Genomic DNA, 22271 nt, shown 5'->3' with positions numbered 1-22271 from the left:
ATGATGGGCTCGTGGATGACACCGAGCGTTCACTGATCGCCGGGCTGCAGTCCGGCGAGGTGGACGCTATCGAGCGCCTGTACCAGCGCTGGGGCCGGCTGGTCTACACGCTCGCGCTCCGTTCGCTCGGCGATGTCGCGGACGCCGAGGACGTGACCCAGCAGGTGTTCGTCGCCGCATGGCAGTCGCGCGCCTCCTTCGACCCCTCGCGGGCGAAGCTCAGCACCTGGCTGATGGCGATCACGCGGCACAAGATCGTCGACGCCTACGAGGCGCGGGCGAAGCGGCAGCGCGAGCTGCAGGCGCTGATGGAGAGCGTCTACCTGCAGTCGCTGACCTGGACCGACGAGATCGCGGACAGCGTCGAGATGAGCCAGGAGCTCGAACAACTCGACCCCGTTCCGCAGCGGATCATGCGGATGGCGTTCTACGATCGGCTGACGCACACGCAGATCGCGGCGCAGCTCGACCTGCCGCTCGGCACCGTCAAGAGTCATATCCGGCGCAGCCTGCTCCGGCTGCGAGCACGGCTGGAGGACGCGGATGACGCATAGCGATCCCGACGCCCTCGCCATGCTCGCGCTCGGCGACCCGGACGTCGACGATGCCGACGTCCAGCACGTCATGGGCTGCGAGGTGTGCCGGTCGGAGCTCGACCGGCTGATGCGCGTCACCCGCGCCGCCCGCGAGAACGGTCCGGTCGACTTCGAGCTGAGGGAGCCGTCGCCCGCCGTGTGGGAGGGCATCCGTGCCCAGCTCACGATGGAGGCGCCGGCCGCGCCCGCGGTGGTTCCTGCGCCTGCGCCCGCGCCCGCGGAGCCGCCCGCGCACGTCGCCGCGCAGCGCCGGGTCCGGAGCACCGCGTCCCGCCGTCGCTGGGTGGCCGCGCTGTCGGGCGCCGCCGTGCTCCTCGTCGCCGTCGTCGTCGCGGCGGTGCTCGTGCTCCGCCCCACCGCGCAGGTCCAGGCGCACGCGACGCTCGCGGGCCTGCCCGCCTGGTCGACGTCCAGCGGCACCGCGACGATGGAACGGCAGACCGACGGGACGACGGTGCTCCAGATCGAGCTCGACTCCCCGGCCGTCCACTCCAGCGGCGACTATCGCGAGGTCTGGCTGATGAACAGCGACCTGACCAAGTCGATCAGCGTGGGCCTGCTCGCCGGCGACTCGGGCACGTTCGCCATGCCGCCCAACATCGCCGCTGCGGACTACCCGGTCGTCGACATCTCGCAGCAACCGCTGAACGGCGACCCGGCGCACTCCGGGGACAGCATCGTCCGGGGGACGCTCGCCTCCGGCTGACGCCAGTCCGGCTCGGCCCCGCTCAGCCCGCGAAGAGCCCGCGCTCGCCCTCGGCCAGCCGCTCGAAGAAGAGCGCCACCACGGCGCGCTCGCGTCGGCTCAAGCCGGCCAGCAGCGGGGCCACCTGCTCCGGGGTCGGCTCGCCGGGCAGACTGCCCGCCAGTTCGGCGACCGCCCGCGCCAGGTCATCGGCTGTCTTCGACATGGTCCATCCCATCCTCTCGATCGGTGTCGGCGGGGTCCGCTGCGAGCAGCGCTCGGGTGCGTCCGCCGTCGCACTGCAGGAAGCAGAGCCGCCCGGCGATGCACGAGACCAGAGCGCCCTCGCGGCTCTGGAGGACCCGGTGCAGGGCGGAGGGCAGGTCGGTCACCTCGTCCTCGAGCAGGCCGTCCTTGACGAGCACGCACTGCTCGGGTGCTCCGTGGGCGCGGAGCAGGGCGAGCACGTCGCTCTCGGGCATCCGCTCGATGTCCGCCGCCTCGCATCCCGGCCTCAGCTCGACCGGTCCCGCCAGGCGCCGGCGGAACTCCCTCCGCCCCGCACGGGTGGTCCGCGCAGCGAGGAGGACGACCCACGAGGGGCCGAGGAAGGCATGCACGGCGGCGCCGACGTGCTGCTCGACCATGCGCCTCCGCGGCGCGGGCGGGCCCGGCCGGCGGGTTGGTGCTGTGCCCGCCGGCCGGGTGGTTGTCAGTGCCGGGTCATCCATGGGAAGGAAAGCAGGCTCCCTTGTCTCAGCGTCTGGACGGCGACCGTCAGGTTCCCGGCGGACGCGCTGCCCCAGGCGTAGACGATGGTGTTCTGCCGCGAGACGACCGGTACCGCCGCCGGGCCGATCACGGGTGCGGTCGTCCCGGCCAGGGCGACCGCCGCGTTCACCGTGCCGGCCGGCAGCACGAGCGCCGCCTGGTTCGGGTTGGTGAGCGACCGGACGACCGGCGTGCCGCCCGCCAGGACATCGACGGCGGGAGCGGCGGCGGTGTGCCGCACGACCAGCCGACCCTGGCCGTACGGTGTCTTGGAGAGGTCGTTCGTGAAGACGGTCGCGGTGGGCGCGCCCGCGGCCGTGAGGTGCGCGGCGACGGTGTAGCTGGTGTTGCGCGCGAAGCTGACGGTGACCGGACCGATGACCGGGCTGCTGTCGTTCCTCGCGTCGGCCGCCGTGATCGCCAGCCGGTAGGTGCCGCTCGGCAGCAGATACGGGCCGGCGAACGTCCCGGGCTGGAAGTCGTTCAGCACCCGGATGTGGTTCACGTACACGTCCAGCGGCGTCGCCGGGACGCCGTGGAAGACCGACACCTGCGAGATCCCGAACGACCGCCAGGTCTGCTGGGGCGCCGCGTTCGCGGGCGCCGCCGACACCCCGATCAGTGCCAGCACCGCGGTGGAGATCACCCCGATCCGCCACCACCGCTTCCTCATCATGATGAACCCCTTCGTCTCATCGAGGCTCCGGTCGGAGCCGTCGTGAAGTCATTCCCCGCGAAGGGGGCGATCGGATGCAGACCGCGAATTCTGCTAGCCGAGCGAGGTATCACCGCCCTACTCTGTGCGCATCGTCGGGGTGAAACGAAGGGGAGGAACCATGTCGGATACTCGGGAGGGCGACGTCACCGTCGTCCTGGTCCACGGCGCATTCGCCGATGGCGCGAGCTGGGCGGGCGTTACGCAGCTGCTTCAGGAGGCCGGGGTGCCCGTCCTCGTCCCGGCGATCGCCTTGCGGGGCATCGCGGTCGATTCGGCCTACCTGCGGAGCGTGGTCGAGCAGCTGGACGGTCCCGTCCTCCTCGTCGGCCACTCCTACGGCGGCGCGATCATCAGCAACGCCGGCACCGGGCTGGACGCTGTGAAGGGGCTGGTCTTCGTCTCCGGTTTCGCGCCGGATGACGGCCAGGTGCTGGGCGAGATCGAGGGGACCTCGCGCGACAGCGCGCTCGGGCCCGCGCTGGTGCAGAAGAACTTCCCGGGCGCCGACGGGCAGCCGGCGGTGGAGCTGTTCGTCGACGAGAAGGAGTTCCCGCGGGTCTTCGCGGGCGACCTCCCGGCGGAGGTGGGCAAGGTGCTGGCCGCCTCGCAGCGCCCCGTCGCCGCGTCCGCGTTCGAGGAGAAGAACGGAGCCCCGGCCTGGAAGAACGCGCCCTCCTGGGCCGTGGTCGCGACCGGCGACAAGGCGGCCGGGTCGGATGTCCTGCTCGCGATGGCGAAGGCGGCCGGCGCGGAGCTGACCACCATGGAGGGGTCGCACCTCATCATGGTCTCGCAGCCCCGGGCGGTGACGGACGTCATCCTGCGCGCACGGGAGGCGGTCAGCCGATGACCGACGGACAGCACGACGACCTCGCCGGGCGTCTCAAGCGCACCGAGGTGCAGCGCGCCGCGTCCTCGATCCCCGGCCGCATCATCGTGCAGGTGCTGACCGAGATCCCGGAGGGCGTCGAGTCCGGCTGGCACACGCACCCGGGGAGGAGGTGGGCTACATCCTCGCCGGGACCGTGGAGATGCGCATTCACGACGCCGAGACGCTGCACCTCGAGGCGGGAAGCGGCTTCCTCATCCCGCCGGGGACGCCGCACAATGCGCGCGATCTGGGACCGGGGACCGGCCGGATGCTGTCGACCTACCTGGTCGCGCCGGACCAGGCGCTCGCGACGTTCGTCGACCCGGGGTGACGCCCGCGGTGACGCGCCGCGCACCCTCTGCGATCTCCCAGCCGGGAGGGCGCAAGATGTTCCGGTTGTCTTCAGTACGTTAGGAACACCATGAGCTCGCTTCGCGATCACATCGAGCGCACCCTCATCGAGTCCGATTCCGCCGGCTCGGCGGAGGGCGCGATGACCGGTTCGATCACCCTGCCGCCGCACGAGTAGGCGTATCGTCGGCACATGTGCCGCAACATCCGCTGCCTTCACAACTTCGAGCCGGCGACGACGGACGATGAGGTGCGGGAGGCCGCGCTGCAGTTCGTCCGCAAGGTGAGCGGGTCCACGCGTCCCTCCCGCGCCAACGCGGCCGCCTTCGATCAGGCCATCGACGAGATCGCGGCCGCAACCCGGAGGATGCTCGACCAGCTGGTCACCAACGCGCCGCCGAAGAGCCGGGAGCTCGAGGCGATCAAGGGACGCGAGCGCCACGAGAAGCGGATGGAGCGCGAGGTGCGCAGCCGCACCGCGGCGGTCTGACGCCGATCAGCCCCGGAGCGACGTCACCATCCCGCGGAGGATGCGGAACGCGGCGGCCTGCTCCTCCTCGGTGAGGCCGGCGAGCATCCTCAGCTCGACGTCGCGTACGGCCGCCGTCGCCGCCTCGAGCTTGCGGCGCCCCTTCTCGGTGAGCCGCGTCGGGAGCGCCTTGCCCACGGGTGCCTCGGCGGCCCGGGCGACCTCGCCGTCGCGTTCGAGCGCCTGCAGGAGGACGTTCATCGTCTGCCGCGTCACGAAGGTGCCGCGCGCGAGCTCCGAGTTCGAGAGTCCGGGCCGCTGGGCCAGGAGCTCGAGGCACGAGTAGTGGGTGATGTTCATGCCGAGCGGACGCAGCACCTCCTCCATCGCGGCGCGGAGGGCGCTGGATGCCTCCTTGAGCAGGTAGCCGAGCGACGTGTCGAGGTCGATGCCGACGCGGTCTTGACGCATGTCAGTATTCTGACATAGCCTTCGTGTGTCAGAAAGCTGACACGCCACGAAGGAGAACGACATGCCCGCCATCGGACCCGACTTCATCTCGCTGCAGGTGCGAGACCTCGACGCCTCGCAGGCGTTCTACGAGCGCTACCTCGGGCTGGTGCGTTCGCCCGCCGGGCCGCCGCATGCGGTCGTCTTCGCGACCGCCCCGATCGCCTTCGCGCTCCGCGACCCGCTGCCCGGGACCGACCTGTCGTCGGTGGCGCATCCCGGAGTCGGCGTCGCGCTGTGGCTCAAGGCGACCGACGTGCAGGCGATCCACGACGATCTCGCGGCGGACGGCCATGCGATCGTCTCGGAGCCGGTCGACGGCCCCTTCGGCCGGACCTTCACCTTCGCCGACCCGGACGGCTACCACGTGACGTTGCACGACGGCGACTGACCCGCGAGCGGGACCAGAGCCGGATCGATCGCTCGGTCCGGCTCTGGCACTGTTCCCCATACCCGTAGCTACGGGGAGCCCCAGGATAGCGCTTCACCGCAGTGTCACCTCCAGTGGGTAGCATCCGTCCCATGGCCGATGGGGAAGCGGCGCTGTACCGCCCGGGGCGCTGCAGCCGTATTGGGGGAAGACCGGGCACTACACGATCGCGTCGTTCGCGTGCGAGCAGGTGCCGGAGGGTGCGCTGCGGACCCTGCTGGCGGCGAACGCGGACCGGATCAGCGTGCGGATCGGACCGCAGGGACGCGCGGTGTCGGCGGAGGTGCGTGCCGCGAATGCCCAGAAGGGATTCGTGCCGCTCGCCGATGTCCCGGACCTGATCTGGAAGAACCTGCCCTCGGCGGTTCCGGGTGGCCGCGATACCGCCTTCCGCTCGGGCCCGGAGCACCCGAATCACTACGCCGACATCGATCAGCCGCTCGACGGGACCACGCTGCGCGAGCGCTGCGTCGCCGATCCGGCGCAGGTCGCGGTCCCGGTGTGGCAGGACTACTACACGCGGTTGGGGAAGACGGCGCCGGATGAGCGCGGGCTGCTGCCGTTCCGGGTGCAGCAGTTCTTCGAGGAGCTGGTCGCCGCAGCGCGGGCAGGGGACGCGGTGCGGTTCGTGGCCGCGGCCGGGCTCGTCGCGCATTATGTCGGGGACGCGTGCCAGCCGCTCCACGGGTCGTACCTGGCCGACGGCCTGCCGGACGGCACCGGGAAGGGCGTGCACTCTGCGTACGAGACGACGATGGTCGACCGGCACGACGCCGAGCTCGTCGAAGGGATCTCGGCGGCGCTGCCGAAGGCGATGTGGCCTGCCCCGCTGGGCTCGGCCGCCGATGCCGCCGTCGCGGTCGTCGCGCTGATGGACCGGTCCGCCCGGGCGGTCGGGCCTCGCGCGTTGGTGGATGCGTACGCCGCGGTGGCGCACAAGCCCGACGACGCGTCTGTCGCCGTGACCGACGCCCTGTGGCGCGATGCCGGTGCGCAGACCGCCGGCCTGATGGTGGATGGCGCGGTCACGCTGGCCGGGCTGTGGCACAGCGCCTGGATGCTGGGCGGCGGGGACGACACCGTGGACGCCTCGCGGCTGGTCGCGATCGACACCGCAGAGTTGCAACGCCTCTACGAGCAGCCGACGTTCGTGCCGTCGCTCACACTGGACGAGATCGGGCCGGCGCTGGGCTGACGCCGTCCACGACCATCCGCACGTAGTCGACGAGCGCGGAGGCGTCCGGCGCATTCGCCGGGTTGACCTCGGTCAGCACGAGACCGGCGAAGCGGTCGCTGGCGGTAAGCACACGCAGCACGGTGACCACCTCCTCCACGTCGAGCCCCCAGGGCGCGGCATCCGGGTTCGGCATGTTGGCGAGCGGCAGGTGCAGGTGTCCGAGCACATCCACGTCGAAGTGCAGGACGAAGCGCTCGCCGGCCGCCTCGATCGCGTCCCGGGCCGCTCGGGCTGCTGCGGCGGCGTCCTCGTGGACGCAGGTCGCCGGGATCCGCACCAGCCCCAGCTCGTTCACGCGCCGCCACTCCAGGTCGGCCGGGTCTTCCGGGCGGGCGTCGCCGAGCAGCACGATCTCGTCGGTTCGCAACAGCGGAGCGGGTCCGAGCGCCGCCGTCAGCACCGGATCGCTCCCGGGCAGCGCGAGCAGGTGCGCCACTCCCATCGCGTCGACGTTGCCGTACGCGATGCCGCCCGGCGTATACAGGTCGGGGCCACCATCCAAGTAGAGGAGGGCAGCGGGCGCGTTCGCCCGCCGGAAGCCCGCGACCACTCCCGTGGTCACCGTGCAGTCGCCGCCGATCACGAGCGGTGTCGAGCCGGTGGCGACGATGCGCGCCAGGGTGTCGGCCGTGTCGTCGGCGACGCGGGCGACCTCGGCGATGTTCTGGCGGTCGGGATGCGCGGGGTCGGGCGTGCGCCGGAAGCCGCGCACGTCTCCGGAGTCCGCGACGCCGTGGCCGCGTGCCACAAGCGCCTCCGCGAGCCCGGCGGACCGGATCGCAGCCGGGGCGAGGTCCATCCCCGGCGTGTGACCGCCCGCGCTCGAGGGCACGCCGAGCAGGGTCCAGGAGCGCCCGCGTCCCGCCATCGTGTCCTCCCGCTCCGCCGTTGCGGCATCAGCGAGAGTACGCGCGGCGCCTGAACTCAGGCGGCCAGCTCCTGCGCGCGGCGGAACAGCGGCGCCGGGATGTGCTCGCCCTCGCCGATGCAGACGAAGAAGGCGAAGTCCGCCTCCGACTCCACGGTCAGGACGGCTGAGACGCCCGACCACGGGTCCTCGGGCAGCTCGACCAGCCGCCCCATCTCCAGCGCTCGGCGCTCCGCGTCGCGGGCGGAGCCCTGGAAGGCGAAGAAGGCGTCGAGGCTGTCGTCGTCGGAGGCGTCGGCCAGCCAGCCGACGAGCGGCACGGTCGAGCGGTCGCTGACCGGGACGATCTCGAAGAGGGCTTCTGCCACCTCCTCGACGGAGGCTGCGCTCTCCACGACGTGGGGCTGCGGGGCGACGCTCCGGGAGGTGACGGCGATCCAGCTTCCCGCGGGAGCGGCGCCGAGCACCGCCAACGGGCGGCCGGACAGGACAGGGTTGAGCATACGGAACATGGAAGTCGGGCACTTTCCACGAGGCGTCCGCGCGCGCGTCAGCATAGCGTTCCCCCAACGCGCCACCGAACGCGACCAATAACGGGCGGGTCAGTCGCCCGGGCGAGCGACTTCGGCAGTGGCATACCTTCCGGAGTTTCGGGTTCCGGAAGGTGCTGTCCACTCTAGGGCCGTGTCCACTGAAGTGGGGACACCCATTCGGGGGTGATTTTGGGGGGATTCGGCGCGTCAGACCGGCAATACGTCCAGGAGGTGGGTACGCAGTGCCGCCGCCACCTCCACCGAGTCGTGGTCGTACAGCCAGAGGTACTGCAGGCCGTCCCACAGCGCGAGCACCCACAGCGCCTCGTGCGCCGGGTCGCGGTGCGCGGGCAGGTCGCCCGCGTCCCGGGCCGCCTCGAACATCGCGGTGAAGCCGTCGAGAGCCTGCGCGAACCGATGCTCGAAGTACGCGTGGGCGGGATGGTCGGGGACCGTCGCCTCGGAGGAGATGACGGCGTAGAGCTCGATCAGGCCCGGCTGGTCGCGCTCGTTGGCCTCGGCGCCGTCCGCGAAGCCGCGCAGGATCTCGGCGGCGCTGCGGGCGGGGGAGCCCGCGACCGTGTCGTCGATCCGGTGGTCGCGCTCGCGGAGCACCGCGAGCAGCAGCGCATCCTTCGACGGGAAGTGGTGGTACAGCGCCGACTTGGAGACGCCGACGCGGGTCGCGATGTCCTGGAGGCTGGTGTCGCCGTAGCCCTCCCGCGCGAACAGCGTCATCGCGTCGTCCACGATCGCGGTTCGCCGGGCGCGGCCGGTGCGGTAGCCGGCGGGAGACTCCGGCTCGTCCTCGATCAGCGGGGGAGCGGCGGGCCGGGCGGCGCCGCGGTCGCGGAGCCGTCGTCGCCGGGGCGCGCCAGCCGGCGGGATGCGCGATCAGCCGCGCATGCGCGTCGAGAGCCGTGTCGACGTCCACGCGATCCGGCAGGTAGCGGTGGAGCATCCGGAGTCCGCAGCGCGCGGCGACGAGGCGGATCGCCTCGGCCTCGGGGTCGCGGCCCTCACCGAGGCCGCCGTCCGCCAGCGCGCGCGCGTGCGCGGCGACAGAGCCGGCCAGTCGTTCGCGCATCCACGCGTGCAGGGGATGCAGCGGGGCGGAGGCCTCGCCGGTCAGGGACGCGAAGAACGGCTCGCACCCCTCCGCCGCCGGCGCGCGCTCGTAGCGCTTCGCGACCTCGTCCAGCAGTTGGTCCTTGTCGGCGAAGTGCTTGAGCAGCGCGGGGTGCGAGATGCCGGCCCGGACGGCGATCTCGCGGAGGGAGACGAAGCGGTAGCCCTGCCGCGCGAACAGCTCCGCGGCGGCGGTGATGATCGCCTGCCGGGTGGCCGCGGCGCGCGCGAACCGCGTCCCGTCGACGACAGACGTCATGACGCACCTCCCTCGGCACCATCGTAGCCAGGTTACCGTGCAGTCGGATTTCGGTTACCACGCGGTCGCTTTTGTGTGTATGCTGGCGCGCATCGTCAAAGCGGACGACACGAAAGGACCGACCATGACAGAGCTGTCTCCCGCGGCGACCGCGGCCTACACGGGAACCACGGGCATCAAGGCGCCCGGCACCACCCCAGCCCGGACACCCCGCGGGTACACGCCGGGGCTCGCCGCCGTGAACTTCGGCGTGCTGCTCGCGCTGCTCACGCCCGTCCTCGTCTCGATGGCGTTCAAGGTGCAGCACCTGACCTCGTCGACCGGGGAGGCGACCGGACAGCTCGGCCTCATCCTCGGCGTCGGCGCCCTCTTCGCGCTGGTCGCCAACCCGCTCGCCGGGCGGCTCTCCGACCGCACCACCTCCCGCTTCGGGATGCGGCGCCCGTGGATCCTCGGCGGCAGCGTCGTCGGCCTCGGCGCCTTCGCGCTCATCGGGGTCGCGTCCTCACTGTGGGTCGTGCTCATCGGCTGGTGCCTCGCGCAGGCGGCGTTCAACGCGGTGCTCGCTGCGGCCAACGCCACGCTGCCCGACCAGGTGCCGGCTCCCAGCCGCGGCAAGGTCTCCGGCATCGTCGGCGCCACCACGCCGCTCGCGATCCTCGGCGGCAGTGTCCTGATCAACTTCATCAGCGACGACGTGCTCCGGTTCGTCGTGCCCGCCCTGCTCGCGCTGGTGCTCTGCGTGTTCTTCATCCTGGTGCTGAAGGATCGCCGCCTTACCGAGAAGCCGCGCCAGCGCTTCACCGTGGGCCAGTTCTTCGGGTCGTTCGTGTTCAACCCGGTCAAGCACCGCGACTTCGGCTGGACCTGGCTCACCAAGTTCTTCGTCATGTTCGGCTACGCCGGCATCGCGACCTTCCTGCCCTTCTTCCTGACCGAGAAGTTCAAGCTGGACGAGCAGGGCGCGATCACGACCATCCTGATCGCGAACCTCGCCTCGACGGTCGCGATGGTGATCTCGAGCCCCCTCGGCGGCTTCCTCTCCGACCGCCTCGGCAAGCGCCGCCCGTTCGTCGCGGCCGCCGGGCTCATCATGGTGGTCGGGCTCGTCGTGCTCGCGTTCGCGCCGACCATCGGGGTCGTCATCGCGGCGCAGGCGATCATCGGCCTCGGCGCCGGCTCGTTCTTCTCCGTCGACCTCGCGCTCGCCACCCAGGTGCTGCCGAGCCAGGACGACGTCGCGAAGGACCTCGGCGTCCTCAACATCGCCAACGCCCTGCCGCAGTCCATCGCGCCGGCCATCGCGCCGGGGATCATCGCCCTCGGCGCCACCACGGCGATCGGCGGTTACTCGGTGTGGTACCTCTTCGGCGCCTTCATCGCCCTGCTGGGCGCCGTGCTCGTCTACCGGATCAAGGGAGTGAAATGACCATCGCAGAGACCACCGCCACCCGCCCCTGGCTCGACGCCGAGCTGCCCGTCGCGGAGCGCGTCGAGCTGCTGCTCGCCGAGATGACCCTGGCGGAGAAGGCGGGCCTCTTCTTCCACACGATGATCGGGATGGGTGAGCTCACCGAGCCGAACCCCGTCTTCTCCACCCCGTCCGCGGTCGACTACGTGGAGCAGCGGCACCTGACCCACTTCAACCTCATCGGCGGCGCGCAGACGGCCCGGGAGATCGCGGAGTGGCACAACGCGCTGCAGCGGCTGGCCGCGTCCACTCGCCTGGGCATCCCCGTGACCCTGTCCACCGACCCGCGCCACTCGTTCACCGAGAACGTGGGCACCGCGTTCCTCTCCGGGCCGTTCTCGCAGTGGCCGGAGCCACTGGGTCTCGCCGCGATCCGCGACGAGGAGACCGTGGAGCGGTTCGGGGACATCGCCCGCCAGGAGTACGTCGCCGTCGGCATCCGCGTCGCCCTGCACCCGCAGGTCGACCTGGCCACCGAGCCGCGCTGGGCGCGCCAGGTGGCGACGTTCGGGGAGGATGCGGAGCTGACCGGCCGTCTCGGTGCTGCCTACGTGCGCGGCTTCCAGGGCGCGGCCTTCGGCCCGGGGTCCGTCTCCACCATGACCAAGCACTTCCCGGGCGGGGGCCCGCAGAAGGACGGAGAGGATCCGCACTTCGCGCACGGCCGCGAGCAGGTCTACCCCGGTGACGCGTTCGAGCTCCACCTGAAGCCGTTCGCGGAGCTCCTGGCCGCCGGGACCCGGCAGATCATGCCCTACTACGGCATGCCGATCGGCACCGCGTACGAGGAGGTCGGCTTCGGCTTCAACAAGTCGGTGCTCACCGGGCTGCTGCGCGAGCGGTTCGCGTTCGACGGCGTGGTGTGCACCGACTGGGGCCTCATCACGGATGCGGAGATCTTCGGACAGCCGTTCCCGGCCCGCGCCTGGGGCGTCGAGCACCTGACCCCGCTCGAGCGGATGAAGAAGATCCTCGACGCGGGCGCCGACCAGTTCGGCGGAGAGGCGTGCCCCGAACTGCTGATCGAGCTGGTCGAGTCGGGCGAGGTGACGGAGGAGCGGCTGAACGAATCCGCGCGCCGCATCCTGCGGGAGAAGTTCGAGCTCGGCCTGTTCGAGTCGGCCCTGGTGGATGTGGATGCGGCGGATGCGGTGGTCGGCCGCGACGAGTTCCGCGAGGCGGGGAGTGGGCGCAGCGCGCGTCCATCACCCTGCTCACCAACGGCACGCCCGATGCTCCCGTGCTGCCGCTCGCCGCCGGGACGCGCCTCTACGTGGAGGGCATCGACCCCGCGGTCGCCGCCGGCTACGGCGAGGTCGTCGCGTCGCCCGCAGAGGCGGACGTCGTCGTCGTGCGCCTGCAGGCCCCGTTCGAGGAGCGGCCGACCGTCTTCGAGAGCCTGTTCCACGCCGGGTCGCTGGACTTCCCGGAGGAGACGATCGCGCACGTCCGCGAGCTCGCCGCGCACGCCCCGACGATCGTCGACGTCTACGCCGACCGCCCCGCCATCCTGGAGCCGATCGTCGAGGCGGCCGCCGCCGTCACGGTCAACTGGGGTGCGAGCGGCGAGGCGCTGCTGGACGTGCTCACCGGGCGGTTCGCGCCGCATGGCCGTCTGCCGTTCGACCTGCCGCGGTCGATGGCGGCGGTCGAGGCGTCGCGACCCGACGTGCCGTTCGACACCGCCGAGCCGCTGTTCCGCTTCGGCGACGGGCTCGGCTACTGAGCGCCGCCCGGTCCGCTCACTCGTCCGCGTCGAGGCTCTTGCCGCGCATGACGATGAGCGGATCGGGCCGCTTCGCCACCGACGGATCCTTGCCGTCGTAGTCGAACTGGCTGAGGAAGTAGCGCATCGCGTTGACGCGTGCGCGCTTCTTGTCGTTCGACCGCACGATCGTCCACGGCGCATGCCGCTTGTCGGTGCGGCGGAACATCTCCTCCTTCGCCGCGGTGTACTCGTCCCATTTGTCGAGGGAGGCGATATCCATCGGCGACAGCTTCCAGCGGCGCACCGGGTCCAGCTGACGCATCGCGAACCGGGTCCGCTGCTCCGTGCGTGACACCGAGAACCAGAACTTGGTCAGGTGGATGCCGGAGTCCACCAGCATCTTCTCGAATGCCGGCGCCTGCGCCATGAACTGCTCGTACTCCTCGTCGGTCGCGAACCCCATGACCCGCTCGACGCCCGCGCGGTTGTACCAGGACCGGTCGAACATGACGATCTCGCCGGCCGTCGGCAGGTGCTCGATGTAGCGCTGGAAGTACCACTGCCCCTTCTCGCGGCTGTTCGGCTTCGAGAGGGCGACGACGCGGGAGGTCCGCGGGTTCAGGTGCTCCGTGAACCGCTTGATCGTTCCACCCTTGCCGGCCGCATCCCGCCCCTCGAACAGGATGACGGCCCGGCGGTCGTTGTCCTCCAGCCAGTACTGGAACTTCAGCAGCTCGACCTGCAGCTGATACTTCTCGAGCTCGTACTCCTCGCGCGACATCCGCTCGGAGTACGGGTAGCCCTCCTGCCACGTGTAGACCGGGTTGCCCTGGGGGTCGATGAGATCGGGGTCGGGCGTGTGGCCGCCCTCGACCGTGTACCCCTCCGAGCGCAGGTGCTCGATGTACTCCCGCAGGTCGCTGGTGGGCAGCTCGTCGGCCATGGTTCCTCCCGGTCGCCGGTGTCGATGCCCGGAGTGTACGCGGCGGGGATGAACGGTCGGGACCCGCGGGTACGTTGGGGCTGTGCAGACCTTCCTGCCCTATCCCTCCTTCGCCGAGAGCGTCCGTCTGCTCGACCGCGCGCGCATGGGCAAGCAGCGGGTGGAAGCGCTGCAGGTGCTGCGCGCCGTCACCGTCCCCGGCTATGGCTGGCGCAACCATCCGGTCGCCAAGATGTGGCGCGGATACCTCCCGGCCCTGACCAAGTACGCGGTGGAGTCGGCGGACGCGTGGATCGAGCTGGGCCACGCCGACACGGTGCGCCCGCAGGTTCTCGCGTTCGCGCCCGAGGTCGAACACCTCTCGCAGGACGAGCTCGAGCTGCCTCCCTGGATCGGCGACCCCGAGTTCCACCTCAGCCACCAGTCGAACCTGGTTCGCAAGGACCCCGAGTTCTACGGGCCGCTGTTCCCCGGCGTCCCGGACGACCTCCCGTACCTCTGGCCCGGGCCGACCCGGGACTGAGACCACCCCCAAGGAAAGGACATCATGCAGTTCAGGTACCTCGGCGACTCCGGCCTCAAGATCTCGGAGATCACCTACGGCAACTGGTTGACCCACGGCTCCCAGGTCGAGAACGACACCGCGACGGCGTGCGTGCGCGCCGCGCTCGATGCCGGGATCTCGACCTTCGACACGGCCGACGTCTACGCGAACACCCAGGCCGAGACCGTGCTCGGCGAAGCGCTGAAGGGGAGCGCCGCCAGTCGCTCGAGATCTTCACGAAGGTCTTCGGCCCGACCGGCCCGAAGGGTCATAACGACGTCGGGCTGTCACGCAAGCACATCCTCGAGTCCATCGACGGCTCGCTCCAGCGCCTGCAGACCGACTACGTCGACCTGTACCAGGCGCACCGCTTCGACGTCGAGACGCCGCTGGAGGAGACGATGCAGGCGTTCGCCGACGTCGTGCGCCAGGGCAAGGCGCTCTACATCGGCGTCAGCGAGTGGACGGCGGAGCAGCTGCGCGCCGGGCACGCGCTGGCGAAGCAGCTCGGCATCCAGCTCATCTCGAACCAGCCCGAGTACTCGGCGCTCTGGCGCGTCATCGAGGCGGAGGTCGTGCCGACGTCGAAGGAGCTGGGCATCTCGCAGATCGTGTGGTCGCCGATCGCGCAGGGCGTGCTCAGCGGCAAGTACAAGCCCGGGGCTCCGCTGCCCGAGGGCAGCCGCGCGACCGACGAGAAGGGCGGCGCGGGCGCGGTGAAGCGCTGGCTGACGGCCGACGTGCTCACGCGCGTTCAGGAGCTGACGCCGATCGCGCAGGAGCTGAGCCTGACCCCCGCACAACTCGCCGTGGCGTGGGTGCTGCAGAACGACAACGTCGCGGCCGCGATCATCGGCGCGTCCCGGCCGGAGCAGGTGGTCGAGAACGTGAAGGCTTCGGGCGTCACGATCCCGGCCGAGCTGCTGTCGCGGGTGGACGACGTGCTGGGCGGCGTCGTCGAGCGCGATCCGTCGCACACCGCGACCCGATCGCCGAAGACGCGAGAGGCGTGACTCTGGCCAGCCATGGCGGCAGGCAATAACCTGCCGCCATGGATCTCGGACTCACCGGAAAGCACGCCGTCGTCACCGGCGCGAGCCGCGGCATCGGCCTCGCCATCGTCCGCGCCCTCCTCGCCGAGGGCGTCTCCGTCGTCGGGATCGCGCGGAAGGGGACGCCGGAGACGGGGGCCGCCGAGCGCGACGGCGACTTCCGGCTCGTCGAGGCCGACCTCGGGGAGAGGACGGCATCCTCGCCGCGGCCGCTCAGCTCGACGGCCCGGTCGACCTGCTCGTCAACAATGTGGGGTCGGCACCGCCGCGGCCCGGCGGGTTCCCCAGCATCACCGACGAGCAGTGGACGGGCACCTACGCCCTCAACGCGCTCGCCGCGGTGCGGACCACGCGCGCACTGTTCGACCGCATCCCGGACGGCGGGTCCGTGGTGAACATCGTCTCGGAGAACGCGATCCTCGCCGACCCGCTCGTCATGGACTACAGCGCGGCGAAGGCGGCGCTGCTCAGCTTCACCAAGTCGCTGTCCAAGGAGCTCGGGCCGCGCGGCATCCGGGTGAACTCCATCAGCCCGGGACCCGTCGCGACCGATCTATGGCTGGGGGACGGCGGCGTCGCCCGGACCGTCGCCGCCGCCACGGGCGGAGACCCGGACGCGGTCAAACACGGGGCGGAGGCGTCGATGCCGACCGGCCGCTTCACCACCCCGGACGAAGTGGCCGCACTCACGGTGATGCTGGCGAGCCCGCTGCTCGGCAACCTCACCGGCTCCGACGTCGTGATCGACGGCGGCCTGCGCCAGACGATGTGACGGCTACGCGGCCAGGTCGAGCACGAAGGTGAGCAGTTCGAGCCGGCGGCCGTCCGGCAGCTCGATCACGCGCTCGCGCTCGCCGCGGCGGCTGAAGCCGAGCTTGCGGTAGAGGGCGTGCGCACCGAGCATGTCGGGTCCGCTGTTGAGGACGACCGCCCGAGCGCCGCGCGCCTGCGCCTGATCGACGGCGAACTCGGTCAGCGCGATGCCGACGCCGCGCCCGCGCGCCGTCGGGCTGGTCGCCAGGAGGCGGAAGTACAGCTCGTCCGGCGCGATCTCGCCGTGCATGTCGAAGCCGGGGCGGAGCAGCGCGACGGTGCCGATCAGCTCGCCGGTGGACGCGTCCTCGGCGACGAAGAACTCGAACTCCCGGGTCAGCGCCTCCGGGTGCTTCAGCTCCTCGCGGTAGTTCCGCGGGAGGTCGTCGTAGTCGTGCGTGTAGGCGGCGTGCGTGAGTGCGCCGATCGCCGCGTACTCGTCGTCGGCCGCTGCCCTGATCCGGATGCCGTTCATCGTGTTCACCGTAACGGACAAGCGCGGAGCGGGCCGGGGCATTCCCCGGCCCTCCGGCGACCGACGCGAGGGCGGCGCGTCTGAGAGGGCTCGCAGGGGCCGTTCACCATGGCGTAGCGCACGGTTCACCCGATCGTCGTCGGGTGCTTCCAGCCTGTGGCGCGGGGTGTCGTCGCACCCCCGAACGAGGAGGATCGGATGCGCACTCGAACCCGCAGGCTCTCGCTGATCGCCGCCGCCGTCGTCGCGGCGTCCGTCCTGGGTGCGGCGGCCGCCGTGGCCGCACCCGGCATCGGCAGCGGCTGGCCGTACGAGACGAAGGCCCACGGTCCTGACGCAAAGGACTACACCCTGGCGGCGGTCGGCGACATCGCGTGCGAGCCCGACGACCCGGACAACGCCGCCACCCCGTCCTCTCTGAAGTGCGGCAGCCCGAGCCTCGGTGGCTACGACGCCGAGTTCGCGACCGCGAAGCAGGCGGACGCCATGAAGCCGGACGCGGTCGCCCTCCTCGGCGACGAGCAGTACGAGGTCGGCAAGCTGAGCGACTTCGAGGGCTCCTTCGAGCAGGCCTGGGGCGGCCTGAAGTTCCTGGAGCGCCCGGCGCCGGGCAATCACGAGTACTACGCGTACACGAAGAAGGGCGACAATGAGGCCGGCCAGAACGGCACCGGTTACTTCGCCTACTTCAACGGCCACGACCAGGCCGGCACGCCGAACACCGCGGGCCAGGCGGGCGACGACACGTCGCAGAACCAGGGCTGGTACTCCTACGATCTCGGCAACTGGCACATCATCTCGCTCAACGTCGAGTGCAACTCGCCGGCGTTCGCGAACGACTGCTCCACCACCGACCAGGGCCTCCTCGCGCAGGAGACGCGCTGGCTCGCCCAGGACCTGAAGAGCAACCAGCAGCAGTGCACCCTCGCGTACTGGCACCAGCCGACGTTCAGCGCGACCACCGCGTCCACGTCCACCGTCCCCGCCTCGGCTCCGGGCGCCGGCGGTCAGGAGGGACAGGTCGCCGACGCCTGGTGGAAGCTCCTGTACGCGAACCACGCCACGCTGGTCCTGAACGGCCACGAGCACGCCTACGCACGGCTGAAGCCGGTCGACCCGAACGGCGTCCCGGACGCGAAGAACGGCATCCCGGAGTTCATCATCGGCACCGGCGGCGAAGCGCTGGACACCCTCGCGAAGAACGCCGACGGCTCCTTCGCCAACCCGAACGTGGTCACCGGCTACGACCAGGGCTACGGCACCATGAAGTTCACCCTGAAGCCGAACGGATACGCGTATTCGTACGCCCCGGCGCTGCAGGGTGCCGGGCTCCCGGCGTCGGCGCTGAACTACTCGGACGCGGGGTCGGGGAGCTGCCGGCGCTGACGGGTCAGCGACGACGGGTGCGCACCAGACCGACCACCACGACGAGCGCCACGACCACGAGGACCGTGAGAAAGCTGATCAGGACCCAGTCCGAGATCGACCCCATCGCGACCGTGTCGTTGCACTCCTGACCGCTCGGGGGCGCGGTCGCGCACGACGCCAGGATCAGGGGGACGTCATAGCGCCCCACGCTAGCGGGTGCCACGCCGTGATTGCAGAGGGCCCCGCCGCCCGTGCGAACCTGGAGGCATGACCACCACGACCACCGCCCGCCAGCAGGACCTCACCCTCCTCCTGATGCTCGCCCTCACCTTCTCGACCGGCATCGTGGATGCGGTCGGCTACCTCGGTCTCGACAAGGTGTTCGCGGGGAACATGACCGGCAACGTGGTCATCCTCGGCATGGCGTTGGTGGGCGCAGAGGGACTGCCATGGGTGGGGCCGCTGATCGCGCTGTTCGCGTTCATGGCCGGTGCCGTGATCGGCGGGCGGACGCTGCGACGCGAGTCGACGGGGTGGAACACGCGGACGAGCTGGTCGTTCACGGCGACCGCCGTGGCGCTCGCGGTGCTGACCGTGACGCTCGTGATCACGGGAGGGGTGCCGCCCAAGCCGTGGGAGCTGGCGATCACCACACTTCTCGCCGCGACCATGGGCTTCCAGGCGGCGGTCGCGCGGCATCTCGCGGTGAAGGATGTGACCACGGTCGTCGTGACGTCGACCATCACCGGCTTGGCCGCCGACTCGCGCCTGGCCGGCGGGTCGGGCCAGCCGTGGCGGCGGCGTGCGGCCGCGGTCGTGCTGATCGCCGTCGGCGCGCTGGTCGGCGCGGCCCTGCTGCGCGTGCACATCGCGGTGCCGCTCGGGCTGGCGGCCGTGATCAGCGGCGCCGCCGCCGTGCTCGGGCATCTCGCCGCGCACGAGGGTCGCGGCGAACCCGCGCCCGCCGCGGCGAACGGTTGACCCTCAGCGCACCTCCGACGGCGCGCCCTCGCGGGTGATGATCGCGGCGTCGCCGTCCTCGTCCAGCTTCACGCGCAGCGGCTTGCGGAAAGCCCGCGTCACGACCAGCAGGGTGATGATGCCGATGGTCAGCCACACCAGGCCGTAGGTGAGGGCGTCCAGGTGCAGGTTCGCCCAGAGCACGCCGGTGAGCAGCATCCCGATCCCCGGCAGCACGATGTTGCGCACGACGTTCCTCCCGCCGCGGAACTCCTTGCGGCGCAGAGCGAAGTGGATGATGACCGTCGCGTTGACCACGGTGAAGGCGATGAGCGCGCCGAAGTTGATCATCGACGAGACGAACTCGAGCGTGAAGGCCGCCGCCAACAGCGATACCGCGCCGACCAGCAGCACGGCGGTCGCCGGCGTGCGGAACCGCGGGTGGATGTACGAGAGGGTCCGCGAGACGCGCCCGCTGCCGTTGCGCGCCATGACGTAGATCATGCGCGACACGCTGGCGTGCGAGGCCAGGCTCGACGCGACCGCGGCGGCGACGGCGGCCGAGACGAAGAGGATCTGGAACAGCATCCCGCCGGTCTTCATGGCGATCTCGGGCAGGGTGTCGTCGGTGAAGTGGAACCCCGCCATGGTCGGGAACCGCGACTGCGCGAACCAGGCGGCGATGAAGAAGATGGCGCCGCCGATCATCAGCGCGAGCACGATGGCCCGCGGGACCGTCTTCGTGTCCTTCGCCTCCTCGGTGTACATCGTGATCGCGTCGAACCCGATGAAGGAGAAGCACACCACGGTGGCCCCGCCGATCACCGCCGCGAGGTGCACGCCCGAGTGGAACAGCGGCGCGAGGCTGAAGGCGGTGCCGTTGCCCGATCCCGCGTTCAGCGCGGTCCAGGTCAGCGCCACGAACACCGCGATCAGAACGATCTGGAACACCACCAGGATGCCGTTCACCCGCGAGGTCGACGACATGCTGAACAGGTTCATCGCGGTGATCACCGCGACGTAGCCGACCACCCAGATCCACCCCGGGACCTGCGGGAAGAACGACTCGAGGTAGAGCCGCACGATGAGCGCGTTCACCAGCGGCAGCAGCAGGTAGTCGAGCAGCGACGACCAGCCGACGAGGAAGCCGACGTTCGGGTGGATGGTCTCCGACGCGTACGTGTACGCCGATCCCGCAGAGGGGAAGACTCGCGTCATCCGGCCGTAGCTGATGGCCGTGAACACCATCGCCACGAGCGCGAACAGGTACGCGGACGGCACGACGCCGTTCGTCTCGCCGGTGACGATGCCGAAGGTGTCGAACACGGTCATGGGAGTCATGTAGCCGAGGCCGAGGCCGACGATCGCCCAGAGGCCGAGGGATCGCCGCAGTTTCGCGGGTGCGGGTGCAGTGATGGACACGCGAGCTCCTTCGCTCTTGTTCGGGGTCGGGCCATCGTAAACCCGTCGGCTACGAAATCCGAATCAGGAGCAGAGGATAACGGGGGTGAAACCGAAGATTCGCTATCGAATCAGTCGTCAAAATGGATTTTCAGTGTCGATTCCGCTAATGTGCCCGGCATGACCACCATCGAACGGGACGTCGTCATCATCGGCGCAGGAGCCTCCGGCCTCACCGCCGCCACCGACCTCGTCAAGGCGGGCCTCACGGTCGCCGTGCTCGAGGCACGCGACCGCGTCGGCGGCCGGCTGTGGACGAACGACATCGACGGCGCGACCCTCGAGATCGGCGGCCAGTGGGTGTCGCCCGACCAGGACGCACTGATCAGCACGCTCGAGGAGCTGGGGCTGACGACGTATTCGCGCTACCGCGAGGGCATCAACATCTACCTCGGCGAGAACGGCGAGCGCCGCACCTTCGAGGGCGAGATCTTCCCGGTCGCACCCGCCACCGAGAAGGAGATCGTCGGCCTCATCGAGCGGCTGGACGCGCTCGTCGCCGAGATCGACCCGGAGCGGCCGTGGGCGCATCCCCGCGCCAAGGAGCTGGACGAGATCTCGTTCCGCCGCTGGCTCGAGACGCAGACCGAGGACGAGGAGGCCCGGCGCAACATCGGCATGTTCATCGCCGGCGCCATGCTCACGAAGCCCGCGCACGCGTTCTCCGCTCTGCAGGCGCTGCTCATGGCGGCCAGCGCGGGCAGCTTCTCGAACCTGGTGGATGCGGACTTCATCCTCGACAAGCGCGTCAAGGGCGGCCTGCAGCAGGTCCCGCTGCTCCTCGCCGAACGCCTCGGCGACGACGTGCACCTGAACGCCCCGGTGCGGACGCTGCGCTGGGACGAGGCCGGCGTCACCGCGATCGCCGACGGCGGCCTGGAGGTGCGGGCGCGCTTCGCGATCCTGGCCGTGCCGCCGGTGCTCATCAACCGCATCTCGTACGAGCCGCCGCTGCCGCGCCGCCAGCAGCAGCTGCACCAGCACCTGTCGATGGGTTTCGTGATCAAGGTGCACGCGGTCTACGAGACGCCGTTCTGGCGCGACCTCGGTTACAGCGGCACGGCGTTCAGCCCGTACGAGCTCGTACACGAGGCGTACGACAACAGCTACGACGGCGACCCGCGCGGCACGCTGGTCGGCTTCGTCTCCGACGAGGCGGCCGACGACGTCTTCCGGCTCACGCCCGAGGAGCGCAAGGCACGCATCCTCGAGTCGCTGTCGCACTACTACGGCGAGCAGGCGCTGAACCCGGTCGTCTACTACGAGAGCGACTGGGGCAGCGAGGAGTGGACGCGCGGCGCCTACGCGGCGAGCTTCGACATGGGCGGCCTGGCGCGCTACGGCGCCGACCTGCGCATGCCGGTCGGCCCCATCCACTTCTCGTGCAGCGACATGGCGGGCAAGGGCTACCAGCACGTCGACGGCGCGATCCGCGTCGGCCGCGACACCGCGGCCGCGATCGTCGGGGCGCTACTGCCCGCGTAAGCGCTCCCGGCATAGCGGAGAATCGTGGGATGGAGCCCCGCTACTGTCCCAGCCGCCGCGGCGGGCGGCCATGCACGCGGCCGCTCGGTCACTCCGGCCTGCACCGCTACCAGGGCGCGATGTGGTCGGATGAGGGCGCCGATCCCGCGCGCTGTCCCGGCTCCGGCGAGCCGGCAGAACCCGCGGTGGCCCTCGACGACGGCTGGCCCGACGGACGCGCGGCGTGCCCGCACTGCCAGCGCTTCGTCCCGCTGGCCGATGGGCGCCTGGTCGAGCACGACACGACCGACCCGGACGAGTCCGACGACGAGATCGCCCACCGTCGCGCCTGGTTCAACGCCCACGGCTGGTGACGGTCAGATCTCGACGTCGCTGCCCATCGTCACCGTGCGCAGCGGCGGCAGGTTGAAGCGGGCCGCGGGGTCGGCCGCGTTGTGCGCCAGGCCGACGAACAGGGACCGGCGCCAGCGCACCATCCCGTGCGCCCGGGTGGTGCGGATCGCGCCGCGCGAGATGAAGTACGACGCCGACATGAAGTCGCCCGCGGCGAGGGGAGCACGCCGAG

General features: G+C 70.8%; 26 protein-coding genes and 4 pseudogenes. 17 read left to right on the top strand and 13 right to left on the bottom strand.

Annotated features, from left to right (window positions below; all coding sequences use genetic code 11):
• Positions 1 to 11: 11 nt before the first annotated feature.
• Both ACRAWB_RS10450 and ACRAWB_RS10445 read left to right on the top strand, forming a co-directional pair.
• Positions 12 to 554 carry a sigma-70 family RNA polymerase sigma factor gene (locus ACRAWB_RS10450; protein WP_431353263.1) on the top strand — a complete coding sequence of 181 codons (543 nt, stop codon included), beginning with the start codon at positions 12 to 14 and terminating at the stop codon, positions 552 to 554.
• Positions 544 to 1302, top strand: a complete 759-nt coding sequence (locus tag ACRAWB_RS10445; RefSeq protein WP_431353262.1) for an anti-sigma factor — start codon at positions 544 to 546, stop codon at positions 1300 to 1302. Before ACRAWB_RS10450 ends, ACRAWB_RS10445 begins: the two co-directional genes overlap by 11 nt.
• A gap of 22 nt (positions 1303 to 1324) precedes the next feature.
• On the opposite strand, the gene ACRAWB_RS10440 is transcribed toward ACRAWB_RS10445, so the two are convergent.
• The 3 genes from ACRAWB_RS10440 to ACRAWB_RS10430 all read right to left on the bottom strand — a co-directional run bounded on the left by ACRAWB_RS10440 (position 1325) and on the right by ACRAWB_RS10430 (position 2728).
• A complete protein-coding gene (locus tag ACRAWB_RS10440) occupies positions 1325 to 1507 on the bottom strand; it encodes a hypothetical protein (RefSeq protein ID WP_431353261.1) in 183 nt (60 codons plus the stop codon).
• Complete coding sequence (locus ACRAWB_RS10435) at positions 1488 to 1928, bottom strand: hypothetical protein (protein ID WP_431353260.1); 441 nt, start codon at positions 1926 to 1928, stop codon at positions 1488 to 1490. The genes ACRAWB_RS10440 and ACRAWB_RS10435 overlap by 20 nt, the downstream gene beginning before the upstream one ends.
• Before the next feature lie 65 nt (positions 1929 to 1993).
• Positions 1994 to 2728, bottom strand: coding sequence for a DUF4397 domain-containing protein (locus tag ACRAWB_RS10430; protein ID WP_431353259.1), 735 nt, complete (start codon positions 2726 to 2728; stop codon positions 1994 to 1996).
• Positions 2729 to 2888: 160 nt separating this feature from the next.
• On the opposite strand from ACRAWB_RS10430, the gene ACRAWB_RS10425 reads away from it, so the two are divergent.
• From ACRAWB_RS10425 to ACRAWB_RS10415, 3 genes are all read left to right on the top strand, one after another.
• Complete coding sequence (locus tag ACRAWB_RS10425) at positions 2889 to 3620, top strand: alpha/beta fold hydrolase (protein WP_431353258.1); 732 nt, start codon at positions 2889 to 2891, stop codon at positions 3618 to 3620.
• Positions 3621 to 3771: 151 nt separating this feature from the next.
• The gene (locus tag ACRAWB_RS10420) at positions 3772 to 3972 is read left to right on the top strand and encodes a cupin domain-containing protein (protein WP_431353257.1); all 201 of its coding nucleotides are present in this window, start codon (positions 3772 to 3774) and stop codon (positions 3970 to 3972) included.
• Positions 3973 to 4185: 213 nt separating this feature from the next.
• On the top strand, positions 4186 to 4482 hold the full coding sequence (locus ACRAWB_RS10415) for a DUF2277 domain-containing protein (protein WP_431353256.1): 297 nt from the start codon (positions 4186 to 4188) through the stop codon (positions 4480 to 4482).
• Positions 4483 to 4488: 6 nt separating this feature from the next.
• Here the strand turns inward: ACRAWB_RS10415 and ACRAWB_RS10410 are convergent, their stop codons facing one another.
• Positions 4489 to 4932, bottom strand: a complete 444-nt coding sequence (locus ACRAWB_RS10410) for a MarR family winged helix-turn-helix transcriptional regulator (RefSeq protein WP_431353255.1) — start codon at positions 4930 to 4932, stop codon at positions 4489 to 4491.
• Positions 4933 to 4993: 61 nt separating this feature from the next.
• Between ACRAWB_RS10410 and ACRAWB_RS10405 the strand changes: the two genes are divergently transcribed.
• Positions 4994 to 5362 (top strand): VOC family protein, encoded by a 369-nt coding sequence (locus ACRAWB_RS10405; RefSeq protein ID WP_431353254.1) that lies wholly within the window; start codon positions 4994 to 4996, stop codon positions 5360 to 5362.
• Positions 5363 to 5591: 229 nt separating this feature from the next.
• Complete coding sequence (locus tag ACRAWB_RS10400) at positions 5592 to 6596, top strand: hypothetical protein (RefSeq protein ID WP_431353253.1); 1005 nt, start codon at positions 5592 to 5594, stop codon at positions 6594 to 6596.
• Here ACRAWB_RS10400 and ACRAWB_RS10395 read toward each other — a convergent pair.
• The 4 genes and pseudogenes from ACRAWB_RS10395 to ACRAWB_RS10380 form a co-directional block, all read right to left on the bottom strand.
• Positions 6562 to 7506: an arginase family protein gene (locus ACRAWB_RS10395; protein ID WP_431354498.1), complete on the bottom strand. Its 945-nt coding sequence runs from the start codon at positions 7504 to 7506 to the stop codon at positions 6562 to 6564. The two genes, ACRAWB_RS10400 and ACRAWB_RS10395, sit on opposite strands and share 35 nt — an antisense overlap.
• Before the next feature lie 56 nt (positions 7507 to 7562).
• On the bottom strand, positions 7563 to 8009 hold the full coding sequence (locus tag ACRAWB_RS10390) for a hypothetical protein (protein WP_431353252.1): 447 nt from the start codon (positions 8007 to 8009) through the stop codon (positions 7563 to 7565).
• Between the two features lie 237 nt (positions 8010 to 8246).
• Positions 8247 to 8789 (bottom strand): TetR/AcrR family transcriptional regulator, encoded by a 543-nt coding sequence (locus ACRAWB_RS10385; protein WP_431353251.1) that lies wholly within the window; start codon positions 8787 to 8789, stop codon positions 8247 to 8249.
• 499 nt (positions 8790 to 9288) lie between these two features.
• Positions 9289 to 9426: pseudogene (locus tag ACRAWB_RS10380) on the bottom strand (TetR family transcriptional regulator); the annotation flags it as partial.
• 124 nt (positions 9427 to 9550) lie between these two features.
• Between ACRAWB_RS10380 and ACRAWB_RS10375 the strand changes: the two are divergent.
• Both ACRAWB_RS10375 and ACRAWB_RS10370 read left to right on the top strand, forming a co-directional pair.
• Positions 9551 to 10855, top strand: a complete 1305-nt coding sequence (locus ACRAWB_RS10375) for an MFS transporter (protein ID WP_431353250.1) — start codon at positions 9551 to 9553, stop codon at positions 10853 to 10855.
• Positions 10852 to 12623: pseudogene (locus ACRAWB_RS10370) on the top strand (glycoside hydrolase family 3 protein). Before ACRAWB_RS10375 ends, ACRAWB_RS10370 begins: the two are co-directional and overlap by 4 nt.
• Before the next feature lie 16 nt (positions 12624 to 12639).
• Here ACRAWB_RS10370 and ppk2 read toward each other — a convergent pair.
• Complete coding sequence (gene ppk2 / locus ACRAWB_RS10365; RefSeq protein WP_431353249.1) at positions 12640 to 13548, bottom strand: polyphosphate kinase 2; 909 nt, start codon at positions 13546 to 13548, stop codon at positions 12640 to 12642.
• 82 nt (positions 13549 to 13630) lie between these two features.
• Between ppk2 and ACRAWB_RS10360 the strand changes: the two genes are divergently transcribed.
• The 4 genes and pseudogenes from ACRAWB_RS10360 to ACRAWB_RS10345 all read left to right on the top strand — a co-directional run bounded on the left by ACRAWB_RS10360 (position 13631) and on the right by ACRAWB_RS10345 (position 15916).
• On the top strand, positions 13631 to 14071 hold the full coding sequence (locus ACRAWB_RS10360) for an MSMEG_6728 family protein (RefSeq protein WP_431353248.1): 441 nt from the start codon (positions 13631 to 13633) through the stop codon (positions 14069 to 14071).
• Between the two features lie 24 nt (positions 14072 to 14095).
• Positions 14096 to 15105, top strand: a pseudogene (locus ACRAWB_RS10355) (aldo/keto reductase family protein).
• Positions 15106 to 15143: 38 nt separating this feature from the next.
• Positions 15144 to 15281, top strand: a pseudogene (locus ACRAWB_RS10350) (SDR family NAD(P)-dependent oxidoreductase); the annotation flags it as partial.
• A gap of 113 nt (positions 15282 to 15394) precedes the next feature.
• Positions 15395 to 15916 carry an SDR family NAD(P)-dependent oxidoreductase gene (locus ACRAWB_RS10345; protein ID WP_431198116.1) on the top strand — a complete coding sequence of 174 codons (522 nt, stop codon included), beginning with the start codon at positions 15395 to 15397 and terminating at the stop codon, positions 15914 to 15916.
• A 3-nt stretch (positions 15917 to 15919) separates the two neighbouring features.
• Here the strand turns inward: ACRAWB_RS10345 and ACRAWB_RS10340 are convergent, their stop codons facing one another.
• Positions 15920 to 16432: a GNAT family N-acetyltransferase gene (locus ACRAWB_RS10340; RefSeq protein WP_431353247.1), complete on the bottom strand. Its 513-nt coding sequence runs from the start codon at positions 16430 to 16432 to the stop codon at positions 15920 to 15922.
• Between the two features lie 198 nt (positions 16433 to 16630).
• On the opposite strand from ACRAWB_RS10340, the gene ACRAWB_RS10335 reads away from it, so the two are divergent.
• Positions 16631 to 17818: a metallophosphoesterase family protein gene (locus ACRAWB_RS10335; RefSeq protein WP_431353246.1), complete on the top strand. Its 1188-nt coding sequence runs from the start codon at positions 16631 to 16633 to the stop codon at positions 17816 to 17818.
• 4 nt (positions 17819 to 17822) lie between these two features.
• Here the strand turns inward: ACRAWB_RS10335 and ACRAWB_RS10330 are convergent, their stop codons facing one another.
• A complete protein-coding gene (locus ACRAWB_RS10330) occupies positions 17823 to 18023 on the bottom strand; it encodes a hypothetical protein (protein ID WP_431353245.1) in 201 nt (66 codons plus the stop codon).
• Positions 18024 to 18067: 44 nt separating this feature from the next.
• On the opposite strand from ACRAWB_RS10330, the gene ACRAWB_RS10325 reads away from it, so the two are divergent.
• Positions 18068 to 18781 carry a YoaK family protein gene (locus ACRAWB_RS10325; RefSeq protein WP_431353244.1) on the top strand — a complete coding sequence of 238 codons (714 nt, stop codon included), beginning with the start codon at positions 18068 to 18070 and terminating at the stop codon, positions 18779 to 18781.
• Positions 18782 to 18784: 3 nt separating this feature from the next.
• Here ACRAWB_RS10325 and ACRAWB_RS10320 read toward each other — a convergent pair whose 3' ends face one another.
• A complete protein-coding gene (locus tag ACRAWB_RS10320; protein WP_431353243.1) occupies positions 18785 to 20182 on the bottom strand; it encodes an APC family permease in 1398 nt (465 codons plus the stop codon).
• A 159-nt stretch (positions 20183 to 20341) separates the two neighbouring features.
• Between ACRAWB_RS10320 and ACRAWB_RS10315 the strand changes: the two genes are divergently transcribed.
• Positions 20342 to 21706, top strand: coding sequence for a flavin monoamine oxidase family protein (locus tag ACRAWB_RS10315; protein ID WP_431353242.1), 1365 nt, complete (start codon positions 20342 to 20344; stop codon positions 21704 to 21706).
• 29 nt (positions 21707 to 21735) lie between these two features.
• Positions 21736 to 22059 carry a hypothetical protein gene (locus ACRAWB_RS10310; RefSeq protein WP_431353241.1) on the top strand — a complete coding sequence of 108 codons (324 nt, stop codon included), beginning with the start codon at positions 21736 to 21738 and terminating at the stop codon, positions 22057 to 22059.
• A 3-nt stretch (positions 22060 to 22062) separates the two neighbouring features.
• Here the strand turns inward: ACRAWB_RS10310 and ACRAWB_RS10305 are convergent, their stop codons facing one another.
• Positions 22063 to 22239 (bottom strand): KUP/HAK/KT family potassium transporter, encoded by a 177-nt coding sequence (locus tag ACRAWB_RS10305; protein ID WP_431353240.1) that lies wholly within the window; start codon positions 22237 to 22239, stop codon positions 22063 to 22065.
• Between the last annotated feature and the right edge of the window lie 32 nt (positions 22240 to 22271).

Origin of the sequence: Leifsonia poae, from assembly GCF_050632865.1 — a bacterium.
Classification (GTDB): Bacteria; Actinomycetota; Actinomycetes; order Actinomycetales; family Microbacteriaceae; genus Leifsonia; species Leifsonia poae_B.
The sequence above is the reverse complement of the archived record's forward strand: the minus strand, read 5'-3'. Positions and strand labels throughout refer to the sequence as shown.

What these genes read in the sequence shown, in the direction of transcription:
- ACRAWB_RS10410 (WP_431353255.1), bottom strand. Translation starts at nt 4,932, where the DNA reads ATGCGTCAAGACCGCGTCGGCATCGACCTCGACACGTCGCTCGGCTAC.
- ACRAWB_RS10440 (WP_431353261.1), bottom strand. Translation starts at nt 1,507, where the DNA reads ATGTCGAAGACAGCCGATGACCTGGCGCGGGCGGTCGCCGAACTGGCG.
- ACRAWB_RS10405 (WP_431353254.1), top strand. Translation starts at nt 4,994, where the DNA reads ATGCCCGCCATCGGACCCGACTTCATCTCGCTGCAGGTGCGAGACCTC.
- ACRAWB_RS10375 (WP_431353250.1), top strand. Translation starts at nt 9,551, where the DNA reads ATGACAGAGCTGTCTCCCGCGGCGACCGCGGCCTACACGGGAACCACG.
- ACRAWB_RS10425 (WP_431353258.1), top strand. Translation starts at nt 2,889, where the DNA reads ATGTCGGATACTCGGGAGGGCGACGTCACCGTCGTCCTGGTCCACGGC.
- ACRAWB_RS10310 (WP_431353241.1), top strand. Translation starts at nt 21,736, where the DNA reads ATGGAGCCCCGCTACTGTCCCAGCCGCCGCGGCGGGCGGCCATGCACG.
- ppk2 (WP_431353249.1), bottom strand. Translation starts at nt 13,548, where the DNA reads ATGGCCGACGAGCTGCCCACCAGCGACCTGCGGGAGTACATCGAGCAC.
- ACRAWB_RS10415 (WP_431353256.1), top strand. Translation starts at nt 4,186, where the DNA reads ATGTGCCGCAACATCCGCTGCCTTCACAACTTCGAGCCGGCGACGACG.
- ACRAWB_RS10390 (WP_431353252.1), bottom strand. Translation starts at nt 8,009, where the DNA reads ATGCTCAACCCTGTCCTGTCCGGCCGCCCGTTGGCGGTGCTCGGCGCC.
- ACRAWB_RS10435 (WP_431353260.1), bottom strand. Translation starts at nt 1,928, where the DNA reads ATGGTCGAGCAGCACGTCGGCGCCGCCGTGCATGCCTTCCTCGGCCCC.
- ACRAWB_RS10325 (WP_431353244.1), top strand. Translation starts at nt 18,068, where the DNA reads ATGACCACCACGACCACCGCCCGCCAGCAGGACCTCACCCTCCTCCTG.
- ACRAWB_RS10335 (WP_431353246.1), top strand. Translation starts at nt 16,631, where the DNA reads ATGCGCACTCGAACCCGCAGGCTCTCGCTGATCGCCGCCGCCGTCGTC.
- ACRAWB_RS10430 (WP_431353259.1), bottom strand. Translation starts at nt 2,728, where the DNA reads ATGATGAGGAAGCGGTGGTGGCGGATCGGGGTGATCTCCACCGCGGTG.
- ACRAWB_RS10395 (WP_431354498.1), bottom strand. Translation starts at nt 7,506, where the DNA reads ATGGCGGGACGCGGGCGCTCCTGGACCCTGCTCGGCGTGCCCTCGAGC.
- ACRAWB_RS10305 (WP_431353240.1), bottom strand. Translation starts at nt 22,239, where the DNA reads ATGTCGGCGTCGTACTTCATCTCGCGCGGCGCGATCCGCACCACCCGG.
- ACRAWB_RS10315 (WP_431353242.1), top strand. Translation starts at nt 20,342, where the DNA reads ATGACCACCATCGAACGGGACGTCGTCATCATCGGCGCAGGAGCCTCC.
- ACRAWB_RS10445 (WP_431353262.1), top strand. Translation starts at nt 544, where the DNA reads ATGACGCATAGCGATCCCGACGCCCTCGCCATGCTCGCGCTCGGCGAC.
- ACRAWB_RS10340 (WP_431353247.1), bottom strand. Translation starts at nt 16,432, where the DNA reads ATGAACGGCATCCGGATCAGGGCAGCGGCCGACGACGAGTACGCGGCG.